A 13,546-nucleotide genomic window follows, 5' to 3' on the forward strand; every position below is an offset into this window, starting at 1 on the left:
CTGACCTCACTACGGTTTCACATCTTCCACACGCATGCCTTTGAGTTGCTCATCCGTCAGCGTATTTCCCGCTTTGAAATAATCAACGACAGCATTAGAGACATAGTAACCGCCGGATGTGTTACGCGCTTTACCTGCGGTGAATGCCGTAAAACCATCACCGCCGTCTGCCAGGAAGCTATTGGTGGCAATGTGATAAACCACAGCGTCCTCAATTGGCTTACCGTTAAGCGTCAATACGGTGACCCGCTGACCAACCGGTTTGCTGCTGTCATACTTCATCTCCAGTCCTTTGGACACCTGCAATACGCCGTTGCTTAAACCCGCGCCGTGCTCCATCAGGCTACGTAACTGCTTCCCGGTGAGATCCATGGTTGCCAGCTCGTTCGGGAACGGGAAGGTGCTAATGACGGCACCCATCGTGATAGCACCTGCCGGGATTTCATTCCGGATGCCGCCCGAGTTAGTGAGTGCTAACTGGGTATCTTTACCCGCCGCAGCCAGCAATGCATCTGCCGCCAGATTTCCCAGGGAAGAAGATTCACCGTAAGCACGCGTCAGCTCAACCGGAGAGTTGGCTACCGTTTGTTGTACCACTTTATCGAGCTTTTTATTCCAGCCATCAATGACCTGTTTCGTTTGCGGGTCTGGCTGCCATTCATCAGCAAAAATGGTCTTCAGTTCGAAGTTCTTAACGGTAAATTGATGCGGTTTTTGCTGGTAATCCAACACCAGTTTACCCACATCAATACCGCCGCTGTCGGTAGACAGAACCAGGGTGTTACCGACTTTAATCGGCTCCGGCGTGCCCACATGCGCATGACCGGTGATCAGGATATCCAGCCCCTGCACCTGGCCTGCGGTCTGGATATCTTTATCCAGCGCACGGCGCACATCGGTGCCCCCCAGACTGGACTGACGTGCTGGCGTGCCTTCGTGGATGAGTGCCACGGTGAGATCAACTTTGCCTTTAAGCTCATCGATATAGCGTTGCAACCACTTCACTTCATCCCGCGCCTCAATGCCAATGCGCGTCGCAGCGGAAACCGTATCATCAAAAGCAAACACACCGTGCAGACCAATCACGCCAATCTTCACACCGTCTTTTTCAATAATGGTGTAAGGCTTATCCCAGAACATTTTGCTGCTGTTCTGATAAAAGATGTTGCCCTGCACAATGGGGAAATTCGCCTGGCTTAACTGGAGCAGCGTGTTATCCCAGCCGTGGTCGAACTCATGATTACCCATGGTGACAGCATCAAAATTCATGGTGTTCATGATATCGATAATCGCCTTACCCTTGGTCAGGCTGCTGATATACGGCCCGGTAAAATAATCACCGGCATCAAAAAACCAGGTGGCGCTATTTTTCGCTTTCTCCTGCTTCACCATCGTCGTGATATTAGCCCAACCGCCAATGTCACGTGAGCCATTAGCAATCCATGGGACTTTATAAGGTTCGACATGGGCATGGAGATCGTTGGTATAGATAATCGTAACGTCTTTGGCACTCGCCCAGAGCGGCAAAGATACCAGAACACCGACAGCAAGCATTTTTAACTTCATAATCAATCCCTTTCAGTTATATAAAGAATCGCTACGTTACGTTCTGAAAGGTTTTTTTATGTGAGAAGACTCACATCCATCGGTGATAGTTGCGGGCCAAAATCAACGACTATTAAAAATCGTTGGTAATACGATGACCTCACTGTTCACCATCAATTGCTGCAAGTCCTATGGCTGCCAAAATCTGGGGCTGGCGAGCTCAGCAGATTACAGCTGGCCAGAATATCGGCTGGGTTATGCCGCACTGCATTGTCGGGCATGCGGCAGCTATCCCCCGCTGTTTAATGAGGAACAGTTCCGTAGCTGGTTGTCGGCATATTTAACGGATTTTGCAGCCCAAAGCGGTCATTTTTGCCCACGTTGTTATCAGCAGGAAACCATCCGCTATGGACATAATCCCCAGGGCAGCCAACGCGTTCAGTGCCGGAGCTGCAAAAAGGTCTGGACACCAAAGCACCCGCAGCCCACTTCCGCCAGAACAAATAGCGACAGTCCCCCTGACCGTCCCTTTTCAGGGTGTGAGTGCAGGCCAGCAACTCTATGTATTACTCTCTTTTGACGCTATTCGCGGCATTGTCCTGCATATTTCCAGCAACTACACGCCGCACACTGCCGACGCATCATTGCTTTACCGCTGGCGCGGCAGCGCTGAGCCAACAGTCATTCATGACGATATCGTTGAGCGAGTCAGCCAGCGGGAAACACAGTTTTTACGCCGCAGCCAGTTTGACGAAATTCAGTACGGCAGCGCCATACTCAAACGGAACGCCAGCGGCGCGATTTTACGCCCGGTCATTACTGCCCATGGGCATTTCCGCCTGCTGAGCCATCTGTGGCCAGAGGTAAAAAACCATATTATTGCCCACGAATGCTTCCTGCGCGGCGCAGCGATTACCGCATGGTCGGAACAGTTTCGCCATCATCGCGCCTCGCTGTGGTTTATTGATGAAGAAATGAATAACGATAAGCGCACGCTGCCCTGGCAATTGCTGGGTAAAACCTATCAGGGATGGTGGCAAAATGAGTGGCAAATCTGGCAACGAGGCGATACGCGTAAAATGGTGTGTTTGTTAACGCAGGGGCGTGTTGAAGAAGGCGCGTCAAAAACTCTGGCGGCAAGCCATCATTTTCTCGCCTGGTTGCGGCAGCAGACGGAATTTCAGCAAAGCCCCCGCTACTCCGCCCATTCGGTATTTCAGACGATAAGGACGCTGGTAGATCAATACAACGCCCTGATCACCCAGCACGATTTGCCCGGTGGCGCTGCCGCTTACCGGGCCTACGATTCATGAAATATGTAGGCCGGATAAGCGTAAGCGTCATCAGGCAACGCAAACTACAGCAGCTGCGCCAAACGGTTGATGTCTGACTGAATAGCGCCGGCGGTAACGTCACGACCTGCGCCCGGTCCACGGATCACCAGCGGGTTATCGCGATACCAGCGGCTTTCAATGGCGAATACGTTATCGCACGGCAACAGCGCCGCCAGCGGGTGTTCAGGACGAACCGCTTCAACACCAACGCGCGCTTTACCGTTAGCATCAAAACGCGCCACATAGCGTAGCACCAGCCCCATTTCACGCGCCGCTTCCAGACGCTGCACCATCTGCTCGTTAAGCTCATCACCATTCTCAAAGAAATGGTCAATAGAGCCTTCTTCACAGTGCGCAGGCACCAGCGATTCCACGCGAACCTGGTCCGGTTCGATGTCGTAACCTGCTTCACGCGCCAGAATCACCAGCTTACGCATCACATCTTTGCCGGAAAGATCTACGCGCGGATCGGGTTCAGTCAGCCCCTGTTGCCACGCCTGATCCACCAGATCGGTGAACGGGACCGTGCCATCAAATTGCAGGAACAACCACGACAACGTACCGGAGAAGATCCCGCTGATCGACAGAATGGTATCTCCGCTATCAATCAGATCGCGCACGGTATGATTGATCGGCAAGCCTGCGCCTACGGTAGCGTTATACAGCCAGTGGCGACCGGTTTTTTCAAAAGCATCATGAATTTGGCGATAATTATGACTGCTGCTTGCCCCCGCCAGTTTGTTGGCGCTGATAACGTGGAAACCATGGCTGGCAAAATCCAGATACTGATCCGCAAGTTGCTCGCTGGCAGTAACGTCCAGCACCACTAAATCATCATACGGGTGAGCACGCATCCACAGGAATAGAGACTCTTCATCCTGCTCTACTGCCTCGTCATCAAAGAAAGCTAACGCGCGGCTGGCATCCAGCCCTTCGTAATTCAGCAGGCTACGACGGCTATCAACCACACCCGCCAGCACAAACTCTAATCCGGTGCGCGCCGAGAGCGTGCTCTGCTCGCGAGCGAACAGCTCCAGCCAGCGTGAGCCGATGTTGCCTTTGCCGAAAAGCACCAGACCAATGCGTTTTTCCGCGCGGAAAATAGACTGATGCAGACCCTGAATCAGGCTCTCTGTTGGCCCAGTACGCAGTACCGCGACCAGGCTGATACCCTCTTCCGATTGCCAGGTGAATTCAACCGGCTGACCTTTCAACTGTTGCCAAAAACGGTGGCAATGCAGCGGATTACGGGTGACGCCCGCCCCGACCATCGCCACCAGCGCCAGCCCCTGGCGCAGACGCAGCTCGCCTGGCAGACCAGCTTCATCAAGAATTTTCAGTGCGCCGTCAGCAACTTCGGAGGTATAGCAAAATTGCAGCAGTTGGCGGTCAGGATGCACACCCACTGCCAGCGGACGCACCTGGGTACGTTTTAAAACCTGATCAATCTCTTTATAAGCCAGCTTAAAGTCCTGACCAGTCGGAACCAAAAACTCAATCAGGCAGACGTCATCATGACTGGTCACAATACGCGCCCCGGTACCGGAGGCCAGTACGCGTTCAATGCGCGTTGAACCCTGCTCCGGCGTATAGCTACAACGCAGTTGGAGATCGATATCGCTACCGGAAACCGGCTGTAAGGTACGGGCATGGAGAACCGGTGCCGCCAGACGCGCCAGCTCGCTGGCTTCATCCAGACGCAGCAGCGGCAGCAAACAGGCGTCTTTTACTTTACGCGGGTCCGCGCTGTAAACCCCGGCGACATCGCTCCAGATAGTTACGCGAGAAACGCCCGCCAGCGCGCCAACCTGCGTCGCCGAGTAGTCGGAGCCGTTACGCCCCAGCAGGACCGTTTCACCGGCATTGCTGCGGCTAATAAAGCCGGTAACCACCAGCCGTTTACCCGGATGCTGCGCCAGCAGTTGCTGTAGCAGCGGGTAAGAAAGACCTTCATCTACCTGCGGCTGGGCACCGCGTTCAGCACGTAAAAAATCACGCGCATCCAGCCAGGCTGACTCCAGCCCCTGTTGGTTAAGGACCGCAGACATCAAACGCGCGGACCATACCTCACCATGCCCAACAACCTCAGCATAGACGGCATCGTTCACGCCGCTGTCGAGTAATCCAGCCAGACGCTCCAGATCGTGAATAAACGCGCCAATTAGTCCATCCGCTATATCAGGCGGTAACAAACCACTGATAAGCTCGCTCTGATAGCGACGTAACGCCTGTTGAACCTGATGCGCAGAAAGGCGATCGGTCTGGCTTAATTTCAGCCAGCTAATCAACTGGTTAGTGGTACTGCCTGCGGCTGAAACAACCATCATGTCATCAGGCTGCGAGTACTCCGCCATAATGCCTGCGACACGCAGATAACATTTCACATCAGCCAGACTACTACCACCAAATTTGTGCAGTTGACGACCCTTCGCCCCTGCCTGCGCAATCACACTCATGTTTACCCCTTGTTTGCAGCCCGGAAGCCATTTTCCAGGTCGGCAATTAAATCTTCGCCATCTTCAATACCGGTGGAGATACGCAGCAGCGTTTCGGAAATTCCGGCAGCAGCACGCGCTTCTGGCGCCATGCCCGCGTGTGTCATGGTTGCGGCGTGGGAGATCAGACTTTCAACGCCCCCTAACGATTCCGCCAGCGTAAACAATGACAACCCTCCGAGGAAGCGGCGCAGCGTTTGCTCATCACCATCCAGTTCAAAACTTAACATCGCGCCAAAGCCTTTTTGCTGACGCGCGGCAATCTCATGGCCCTGATTATCCGGCAATGACGGGTGATACAATTTTTTCACCAGCGGCTGAGTTTGCAGATAATCGACTATCGCCTGAGCATTACGTTGCGCCACCTCCATTCGAGGAGACAGAGTACGCAGGCCGCGCAACAGCAGATAACTATCAAACGCGCCGCCGGTCACACCAATATTATTCGCCCACCATGCCAGTTCAGTGACCGTTTCCGGATCTTTCGCTATCACAACACCAGCCACCACATCTGAGTGACCGTTTAAATATTTCGTGCATGAATGCAACACCAGATCGGCGCCCAATGCCAGTGGATTTTGCAGTGCCGGGCTTAAAAAAGTGTTGTCGACCACGCTGACCGCGCCAGCTTCACGCGCCAGCTGGCAGATTTTCGCAATATCCACCACGCGCAGCAGCGGGTTGCTTGGGCTTTCTACCAGCACCAGCTTCGGTTTTTCCGCCAATGCGGCCTGTAATGCCTGCTCATCTCCTTGATCGACAAACAGGACCCGGTAACAGCCACGCTTTGCCAGACTGTCAAACAGTCGGTAGCTCCCGCCGTAGCAGTCATGCGGTGCGACCAGCAGATCGCCTGGCTTGAGGAAGACCGTGGTCACCAAATGAATCGCCGACATGCCAGTATTGGTCAGCACAGCACCTGCACCGCCTTCCAGTTCCGCCAGCGCACGCTGAACAACATCGCGTGTTGGGTTGCCGCGACGCGAATAGTCATGGGCGCGAGGTTCATTAAATCCGGTAAAGTTATAGGTGCTGGAGAGGTGAATCGGCGGGACAACGCAACCGTACTGTTCGTCGTCATTTAACCCGCTACGCACTGCGATGGTGGCCTGTTTACGCGTCATATTGAGGAGATCCTGGCTGAGTCGGTGAAAAGTCAGACACCAGAGTAATCATAGTTACGATAGCCGTCAATACATCTGGACATCTAAACTTCTTTGCGTATAGATTGAGCAAACTGGAAATAGCCGTTAAAATTATATGCATTAGCGTACATCTGCGTCGGCTTACTTCGTGTCAGGGCCACGCCACTACGATAAACTACGCGCAATTATGGTCCGGGCTCAGGTTCTGGCCTCAATATTAATGACGAAGAGGATTAGGTATCTCATGGCTGAATGGAGCGGCGAATATATCAGCCCATACGCTGAGCACGGTAAGAAGAGTGAGCAAGTCAAAAAAATTACGGTTTCCATTCCTCTGAAGGTGTTAAAAATCCTTACCGATGAACGCACGCGTCGTCAGGTGAACAACCTGCGCCACGCCACCAACAGCGAACTGCTGTGTGAAGCGTTTCTGCATGCTTTTACTGGGCAACCCTTACCCAACGATGACGACCTGCGTAAAGAACGCAGTGATGAAATCCCGGAAGAAGCAAAGGTAATCATGCGTGAACTGGGTATCAACCCGGAAACGTGGGAATACTGATAGTTAGAACGGCAATGGGCGTGTAGAGGCGGGAATGCTCCCGCCTTTTCTCACAGTGTTACTTACTAATACCATTGAGTTTATTCAATGTTTCTTCCATTTTGAGCGTTTCCGTACGGTTCAATGGATAGAAATAAATCAGAATGACCGCCGCCAAAAACAGGCATAGCGCCGGCAAGAGATTCGCCATCGTATAAATATTTTCCTGCACAATGCTGGTTTGCACTGCACCACCTGTTGACGATGATTGATAGCCAATGATAGCCAACATAAAGCCACCAATCGCTCCTGCGCATGCCTGACCAACCTTGCGCGCAAAGAAGTTCACACCATAAACCGTGCCATCCTCGCGATCGCCAGTGACATACTGATGGTAGTCACAAACATCAGTCATAAACGCCCAAATCATCAGGTTGAATAACCCTGCACCCAGCGTCGCCAGGAACAAGAAAACCAGATAGACCTTTGCATCCGTAATGTGGACAAAGTACATAATCACATACATGACCACGGCAAAAAGCAACGCGCCTACGCTGGCTTCTTTTTTACCAAACCGCTTCGTGAGCCAGGATGCCGATGGCGCCAGCAAAACCAGGGAACCAAAGGTAAACAGCAACGCGACTGACATCGCCTCTTTATTGTGGAAATAGTCATTAAACAGGTAAGTCATGTTGGTACCGGACAACCCCTGATTAATTACAATCAGCAAATCTACAACCACTAAAACAATCAGCGCCTTATTGCGTGCCAGTCCCTTCAGCAACACCGAAACGGGCATGCTCTCTTTTCTCTCCACGCGCACGCGCTCCGTCGTTAAATGACAGGTCAAGGATAAAAAGATCAAGCCCAGCACTGCGCAACCAATGGAAATCCAGAAGAAGTGTTGCCCGGAAATCACCTGGCTTCCATCCACCAGGGTGGTGTACATCAGGATTGGAATGAAAAAGCCAGTTGCCCCACCGCCAATTGCTGACCCAACGCTACGCCAGGTTGAAAGCGATACACGATCTTCAGGATTCGAGCTAATCGCCGCAGACATAGCACCGTACGGAATACTCACGGTCGATAACAGCGAACCGTAAATGAAATAGGAGCAGCAGATGTAGATGATTTTCGCCGTATAAGAAAAATCATTCACAAACGGCAGGAACAGGACAACCGCAATGATGCAAAATGGATACTTCATGCGACGCACCCACGGGTTGAAACGTCCATGTACCGTCAGTTTAGAGGTATCGCATAAGCGCCCTACACCAACATCAACGAACGCATCAAAGAGTTTGGTCACAAAATAGAGTGAGCCAACAATAACGCCGGAAATACCGAGGACGTTAGTGTAATAAATCATTAAAAAACTATTAACTAAGCCAAGAATAAAACAGGTTCCGAGGTCACCACATAAATAACCAATTTTATCTCTAATTCCGAAAGGCCTGACGGCAGTGGTTTCATTATTTCCGATAATAGTTCCATCATTAGACATGATGTCAACTCCTTAGACATATTATTCACACAAACTATGCTTATCGACGTAATCAGCCGATACGAAAACTATTACCGATTAAAAGTTATAACCAAGACCGACACGATAACGGGTCTGACGATCGTCTGTCGTTGTTGTGTTATAACCCGAGGAAACGTTGCCAACCTCAACAAATGGAACCCAGGAGCCTAATTTGTACGCCACGCGGAAGTTATATTCATAATCATCTTTCCGGTTGTTATATAAATCTTCGCTATCGGCAATTTTATAAATACCATTTAACTCAAACATCCAGTCATTGACGTTATAACCAAGCCAGGCTTCCGGACGATAGACCATGCGGTCATCTTTGCCGTCAGTGTTTCTGCGCATGTACTCTTGACGATAGCGGAACGCGGTCCACCAGTTGTCGTTGATGTTGTACTGCACGCGGATATAAGGCTTATAAATCGCGATATTATCGCCCGTTTCGATCGCAATGCCGGGCTGCCAGACAAGACCCTGCCAGGTGAACTGGTAGCTTGCGGTATACTCGTTACCATTACTTTCCATATTATTCCACGCATCATTTGACTGCGTGTTTTCGGAACGAGAAATGGCTTCTACTGCCACACCAAAACCCGTGGCAAAACGGTGAGACATATACACACGATCGTAATTACGTCCATCGTCATAATATTCATGCCGGTAATCAACATAACCCGCTTGTGCGGCCGCAGAGAATAATGGAATCAGTAATAACGCAGATTTAAATTTCATGACAATCCCTCTTCACACTCAACAACGGAAATAATCCATCTCGTTTGTCCATAAAATGGGAAAACAAAAAGGCTTTTAGATTAATTTTATATTTCCACGAAAGTGTATTTTAGAAAGAAAGCAGAAACCTTTGGTATTTTGCCAGGAACTGGTAAAAGTGGCAAAAGACAGAAGATAAAAAGGATGCAGATCACCAGTTGTAATATTTTACCGAAAAAATAAAACGCCGTTTTACTTATTAAATAAAATAGATTATTCAATGCATCAATATATATTTCAGTTCTGAAACGCAGAAACAAAAAAAGCGCCGTAAGGCGCTTTTTTCTGACAGCTGAAACTTACTTGCTGCCTGGGATGCTGAAACGCTTGTTGAAGCGATCAACACGGCCACCGGTAGCAACATCACGCTGCTTGCCAGTATAGAACGGGTGGCACTGACCGCACACGTCCAGGTTCAGATCGTGACCGACGGTAGAGCGGATTTTCATGACGTTACCGCAAGAGCAGTTTGCAGTAATTTCTTCGTATTTCGGGTGAATATCTTTTTTCATGGGAAAACCTCGGTTTAAGGCCGCGTCGCTCTTCCAGCCCTAACGCCAGACACCACGCGATGTTAATTATTCCCCGTCACCTTTCACGCTGCATCAACAGCCTGAAACTCTCGGGTAATGGTCATTGTTTGACGCAATCAATTTGCATCAAAGGCGGCGAATCATACAGAAATTAACCTGCTCATGCAAACTGATCCGCATTCTACCCTCCACTAATGTGTATACTAACCCGCCAGATTTCAAGTCAGGATGATTCAATGCCCGTTGCGCACGTTGCCTTACCTGTTCCGCTACCTCGCACCTTTGACTACCTCCTGCCGGAAGGCTTGAGTGCCAAAGCCGGGTGTCGTGTACGCGTGCCCTTTGGCAAGCAGCAGGAGCGCGTGGGTATTGTCCTTTCCGTCAGCGAGCACAGTGAACTGCCGCGGAGCGAATTGAAAGCCGTTCTCGAAGTGCTGGACAGCGAACCGGTCTACTCGACCTCCGTCTGGCGTCTGCTGTTGTGGGCGGCTGATTATTATCATCATCCCATCGGTGACGTACTGTTTCACGCTCTGCCAATTTTACTGCGCCAGGGACGCCCGGCGACAAACGCGCCCATGTGGTACTGGTTTGCTACTGAAGAAGGCCAGGTTATTGACCTCAACAGCCTGAAGCGTTCTCCCAAGCAGCAACAGGCGCTGGCTGCGCTACGCCAGGGGAAAATCTGGCGCGACCAGGTGGCTGAACTGGAATTTAATGATGCCGCATTACAGGCACTGCGGAAAAAAGGGCTGTGCGATCTGGCGAGCGAAACACCAGGCTTTAGCGACTGGCGTACGCACTACGCGGTTTCTGGTGAGCGTCTGCGGCTGAACACCGAGCAGGCCACCGCCGTCGGGGCGATTCACAGCGCCTCAGACAGTTTTAGCGCCTGGCTATTAGCGGGCGTAACGGGATCAGGCAAAACAGAGGTCTATCTCAGCGTTCTGGAAAACGTCCTTGCCCAGGGCAAGCAGGCGCTGGTGATGGTGCCGGAGATTGGCCTGACGCCGCAAACTATTGCCCGTTTTCGCGAACGTTTTAATGCGCCGGTCGAAGTCCTGCACTCCGGTTTAAACGACAGTGAACGTCTTTCAGCCTGGCTGAAAGCAAAAAATGGCGAGGCGGCGATTGTTATCGGCACGCGTTCTTCGCTGTTTACGCCGTTTAAAAATCTCGGCGTGATTGTCATCGACGAAGAACACGACAGCTCTTATAAACAGCAGGAAGGCTGGCGCTATCATGCGCGCGACCTCGCGGTTTACCGCGCCCATAGCGAGCAAATCCCGATTATTCTCGGCTCAGCCACCCCGGCACTGGAAACGCTGTGTAACGTGCGGCAGAACAAATACCGCATGCTGCGCCTGACGCGCCGCGCCGGAAATGCGCGCCCAGCCACTCAGCACGTGCTGGATCTCAAAGGTCAGCAAGTGCAGGCCGGACTCGCCCCTGCGCTGATCGCCCGTATGCGTCAGCACCTGCAGGCGGATAACCAGGTGATCCTGTTTTTGAACCGTCGCGGTTTTGCGCCTGCGCTGCTGTGCCACGACTGTGGTTGGATTGCAGAATGTCCGCGTTGCGATCACTACTACACGCTACATCAGGCGCAGCACCACCTGCGTTGCCACCACTGTGACAGCCAGCGCCCAATACCGCGTCAGTGCCCCTCCTGCGGTTCGACGCATATGGTTCCGGTAGGACTCGGCACCGAACAGCTTGAGCAGGCTCTGGCACCTTTTTTCCCCGGTGTGCCAATTTCACGTATCGATCGCGACACCACCAGCCGTAAAGGGTCGCTGGAGCAGCATCTGGCGGAAGTGCATCGCGGCGGCGCACGAATTCTTATAGGCACGCAAATGCTGGCCAAAGGCCACCACTTCCCGGACGTCACTCTGGTGGCGCTGCTGGACGTTGACGGCGCGCTATTCTCCGCAGATTTCCGGTCAGCAGAACGCTTCGCCCAGCTCTATACGCAGGTCTCTGGCCGTGCCGGACGCGCCGGGAAGCAAGGCGAAGTGGTGCTGCAAACGCACCATCCTGAACATCCGCTGCTGCAAACCTTGCTGTATAAAGGCTATGACGCGTTTGCCGAACAGGCGCTGGCCGAGCGACAAACGCTCCAGCTTCCACCGTGGACCAGCCATGTGATCGTGCGGGCAGAAGATCATAACAACCAGCATGCACCAATGTTCTTGCAGCAACTACGGAATCTCATTCAAGCCAGCCCGTTGGCCGATGACAAACTCTGGGTGCTCGGCCCGGTTCCCGCACTGGCGCCCAAACGCGGTGGTCGTTATCGTTGGCAAATATTGTTGCAACATCCATCACGAATTCGTCTGCAACATATCGTCAGCGGCACGCTGGCACTGATCAATACGCTACCCGATGCACGCAAGGTTAAATGGGTGCTGGATGTCGATCCCATCGAGGGATAACCCCTCACGTTGCGAGGCGGATCGTAAAATTAAAGATCCATCACACTTTTTATGAAAATTCTGTAACCGCTTCCATTCACTATCTGATAAAAATGTTTCAGATGAAGGTTATCCAGGGACGAGTCTGTGCCAGCAGCTCTCTGGCGAGGAGAAAGAGTGAAACCGAATAAGCAGGTTGCCGCCGCTACGATGAAAGATGTTGCTCTGAAGGCGAAAGTCTCAACGGCAACCGTATCCCGCGCATTAATGAACCCGGACAAAGTCTCGCAGTCAACCCGTAACAAGGTTGAGCAGGCAGCGCTGGAAGTGGGATATCTACCCCAATCAATGGGACGTAACGTTAAGCGTAATGAGTCACGTACCATTCTGGTGATTGTGCCGGATATCTGCGATCCGTTTTTTAGCGAAGTGATTCGTGGCATCGAAGTGACTGCCGCAGAACAGGGATACCTGGTGCTTATTGGCGACTGCGCGCACCAGAACCAGCAGGAAAAGACGTTTCTTAACCTCATTATCACCAAGCAGATCGATGGCATGGTACTGCTCAGCTCGCGCCTGCCGTTTGATGCCAGCGTGGAAGAACAGCGCAATTTACCGCCGATGGTCATGTCGAACGAGTTCGCGCCAGAGCTGGAACTCCCTACCGTGCACATTGATAACCTCACCGCCGCCTTTAACGCGATGAATTATCTGCTGGAACTAGGGCATAAACGCATTGGCTGTATCGCCGGACCCGAAGATATGCCGCTGTGCCATTACCGTCTGCAAGGCTACGTTCAGGCATTACGTCGCAGCGGAATTACGGTCGATCCGCATTTCATCGCGCGCGGTGACTTTACCTATGAAGCGGGAGCCAATGCGTTGAAGCAGCTCCTTGAACTACCGCAGCCGCCGACCGCTGTCTTTTGTCACAGCGACGTCATGGCGCTGGGCGCACTCTCTTACGCCAAACGTCAGGGTCTGAAAGTCCCTGATGATTTATCCATTATTGGCTTTGATAACATTTCGCTCACGGAATTTTGTGATCCACCCCTGACAACCGTCGCACAGCCGCGTTTCGATATCGGACGTGAAGCTATGCTGTTACTGCTCGATCAATTACAAGGGCAGAGCGTCAGCAGTGGCTCACGTTTACTGGACTGCGAGCTTATTATTCGGGGTACTACCCGGGCACTGACGTAAAGTAAAGTGCTTTCGGACTCCCCTGTCTGGTCAA

At 52.0% G+C, this 13,546-nt stretch carries 9 protein-coding genes and 1 pseudogene; 4 read left to right on the forward strand and 6 right to left on the reverse strand.

All coding sequences use genetic code 11. The features are described 5' to 3' along the window. Nucleotides 1–9 precede the first annotated feature (9 nt). Nucleotides 10–1,566, reverse strand: coding sequence for a bifunctional metallophosphatase/5'-nucleotidase (locus tag JQN59_RS22890; protein WP_149607386.1), 1,557 nt, complete (start codon nt 1,564–1,566; stop codon nt 10–12). A 133-nt stretch (nt 1,567–1,699) separates the two neighbouring features. Between JQN59_RS22890 and JQN59_RS22895 the strand changes: the two are divergent. Beyond that, nucleotides 1,700–2,858, forward strand: a pseudogene (locus tag JQN59_RS22895) (cytoplasmic protein). Nucleotides 2,859–2,902: 44 nt separating this feature from the next. On the opposite strand, the gene JQN59_RS22900 reads toward JQN59_RS22895, so the two are convergent. Further along, the gene (locus tag JQN59_RS22900) at nt 2,903–5,335 is read right to left on the reverse strand and encodes a bifunctional aspartate kinase/homoserine dehydrogenase II (protein WP_048215182.1); all 2,433 of its coding nucleotides are present in this window, start codon (nt 5,333–5,335) and stop codon (nt 2,903–2,905) included. 2 nt (nt 5,336–5,337) lie between these two features. Continuing rightward, on the reverse strand, nt 5,338–6,498 hold the full coding sequence (gene metB, locus JQN59_RS22905) for a cystathionine gamma-synthase (RefSeq protein ID WP_003028818.1): 1,161 nt from the start codon (nt 6,496–6,498) through the stop codon (nt 5,338–5,340). Between the two features lie 265 nt (nt 6,499–6,763). Between metB and metJ the strand changes: the two genes are divergently transcribed. Beyond that, the gene (gene metJ / locus JQN59_RS22910) at nt 6,764–7,081 is read left to right on the forward strand and encodes a met regulon transcriptional regulator MetJ (protein WP_003825168.1); all 318 of its coding nucleotides are present in this window, start codon (nt 6,764–6,766) and stop codon (nt 7,079–7,081) included. A 58-nt stretch (nt 7,082–7,139) separates the two neighbouring features. Here the strand turns inward: metJ and JQN59_RS22915 are convergent, their stop codons facing one another. The 3 genes from JQN59_RS22915 to rpmE all read right to left on the reverse strand — a co-directional run bounded on the left by JQN59_RS22915 (nt 7,140) and on the right by rpmE (nt 9,874). Then, on the reverse strand, nt 7,140–8,564 hold the full coding sequence (locus JQN59_RS22915; RefSeq protein ID WP_032945626.1) for an MFS transporter: 1,425 nt from the start codon (nt 8,562–8,564) through the stop codon (nt 7,140–7,142). 78 nt (nt 8,565–8,642) lie between these two features. Continuing rightward, nucleotides 8,643–9,323 carry an oligogalacturonate-specific porin KdgM family protein gene (locus tag JQN59_RS22920; protein WP_003825173.1) on the reverse strand — a complete coding sequence of 227 codons (681 nt, stop codon included), beginning with the start codon at nt 9,321–9,323 and terminating at the stop codon, nt 8,643–8,645. 338 nt (nt 9,324–9,661) lie between these two features. Then, nucleotides 9,662–9,874 carry a 50S ribosomal protein L31 gene (gene rpmE, locus JQN59_RS22925; protein ID WP_008787040.1) on the reverse strand — a complete coding sequence of 71 codons (213 nt, stop codon included), beginning with the start codon at nt 9,872–9,874 and terminating at the stop codon, nt 9,662–9,664. A 257-nt stretch (nt 9,875–10,131) separates the two neighbouring features. Between rpmE and priA the strand changes: the two genes are divergently transcribed. Next, complete coding sequence (priA, locus tag JQN59_RS22930; protein WP_048215183.1) at nt 10,132–12,330, forward strand: primosomal protein N'; 2,199 nt, start codon at nt 10,132–10,134, stop codon at nt 12,328–12,330. Nucleotides 12,331–12,486: 156 nt separating this feature from the next. Then, on the forward strand, nt 12,487–13,512 hold the full coding sequence (gene cytR, locus JQN59_RS22935) for a DNA-binding transcriptional regulator CytR (RefSeq protein WP_003825179.1): 1,026 nt from the start codon (nt 12,487–12,489) through the stop codon (nt 13,510–13,512). The last annotated feature ends 34 nt before the right edge of the window (nt 13,513–13,546 follow it).

This window comes from Citrobacter sp. B72, assembly GCF_016894305.1.
GTDB classification, from domain to species: Bacteria; Pseudomonadota; Gammaproteobacteria; order Enterobacterales; family Enterobacteriaceae; genus Citrobacter; species Citrobacter portucalensis.

Bases quoted from the DNA above. Each gene is read 5' to 3' on its own strand.
- JQN59_RS22890 (WP_149607386.1), bottom strand. From the start codon at position 1,566: ATGAAGTTAAAAATGCTTGCTGTCGGTGTTCTGGTATCTTTGCCGCTC.
- JQN59_RS22900 (WP_048215182.1), bottom strand. From the start codon at position 5,335: ATGAGTGTGATTGCGCAGGCAGGGGCGAAGGGTCGTCAACTGCACAAA.
- metB (WP_003028818.1), bottom strand. From the start codon at position 6,498: ATGACGCGTAAACAGGCCACCATCGCAGTGCGTAGCGGGTTAAATGAC.
- metJ (WP_003825168.1), top strand. From the start codon at position 6,764: ATGGCTGAATGGAGCGGCGAATATATCAGCCCATACGCTGAGCACGGT.
- JQN59_RS22915 (WP_032945626.1), bottom strand. From the start codon at position 8,564: ATGTCTAATGATGGAACTATTATCGGAAATAATGAAACCACTGCCGTC.
- JQN59_RS22920 (WP_003825173.1), bottom strand. From the start codon at position 9,323: ATGAAATTTAAATCTGCGTTATTACTGATTCCATTATTCTCTGCGGCC.
- rpmE (WP_008787040.1), bottom strand. From the start codon at position 9,874: ATGAAAAAAGATATTCACCCGAAATACGAAGAAATTACTGCAAACTGC.
- priA (WP_048215183.1), top strand. From the start codon at position 10,132: ATGCCCGTTGCGCACGTTGCCTTACCTGTTCCGCTACCTCGCACCTTT.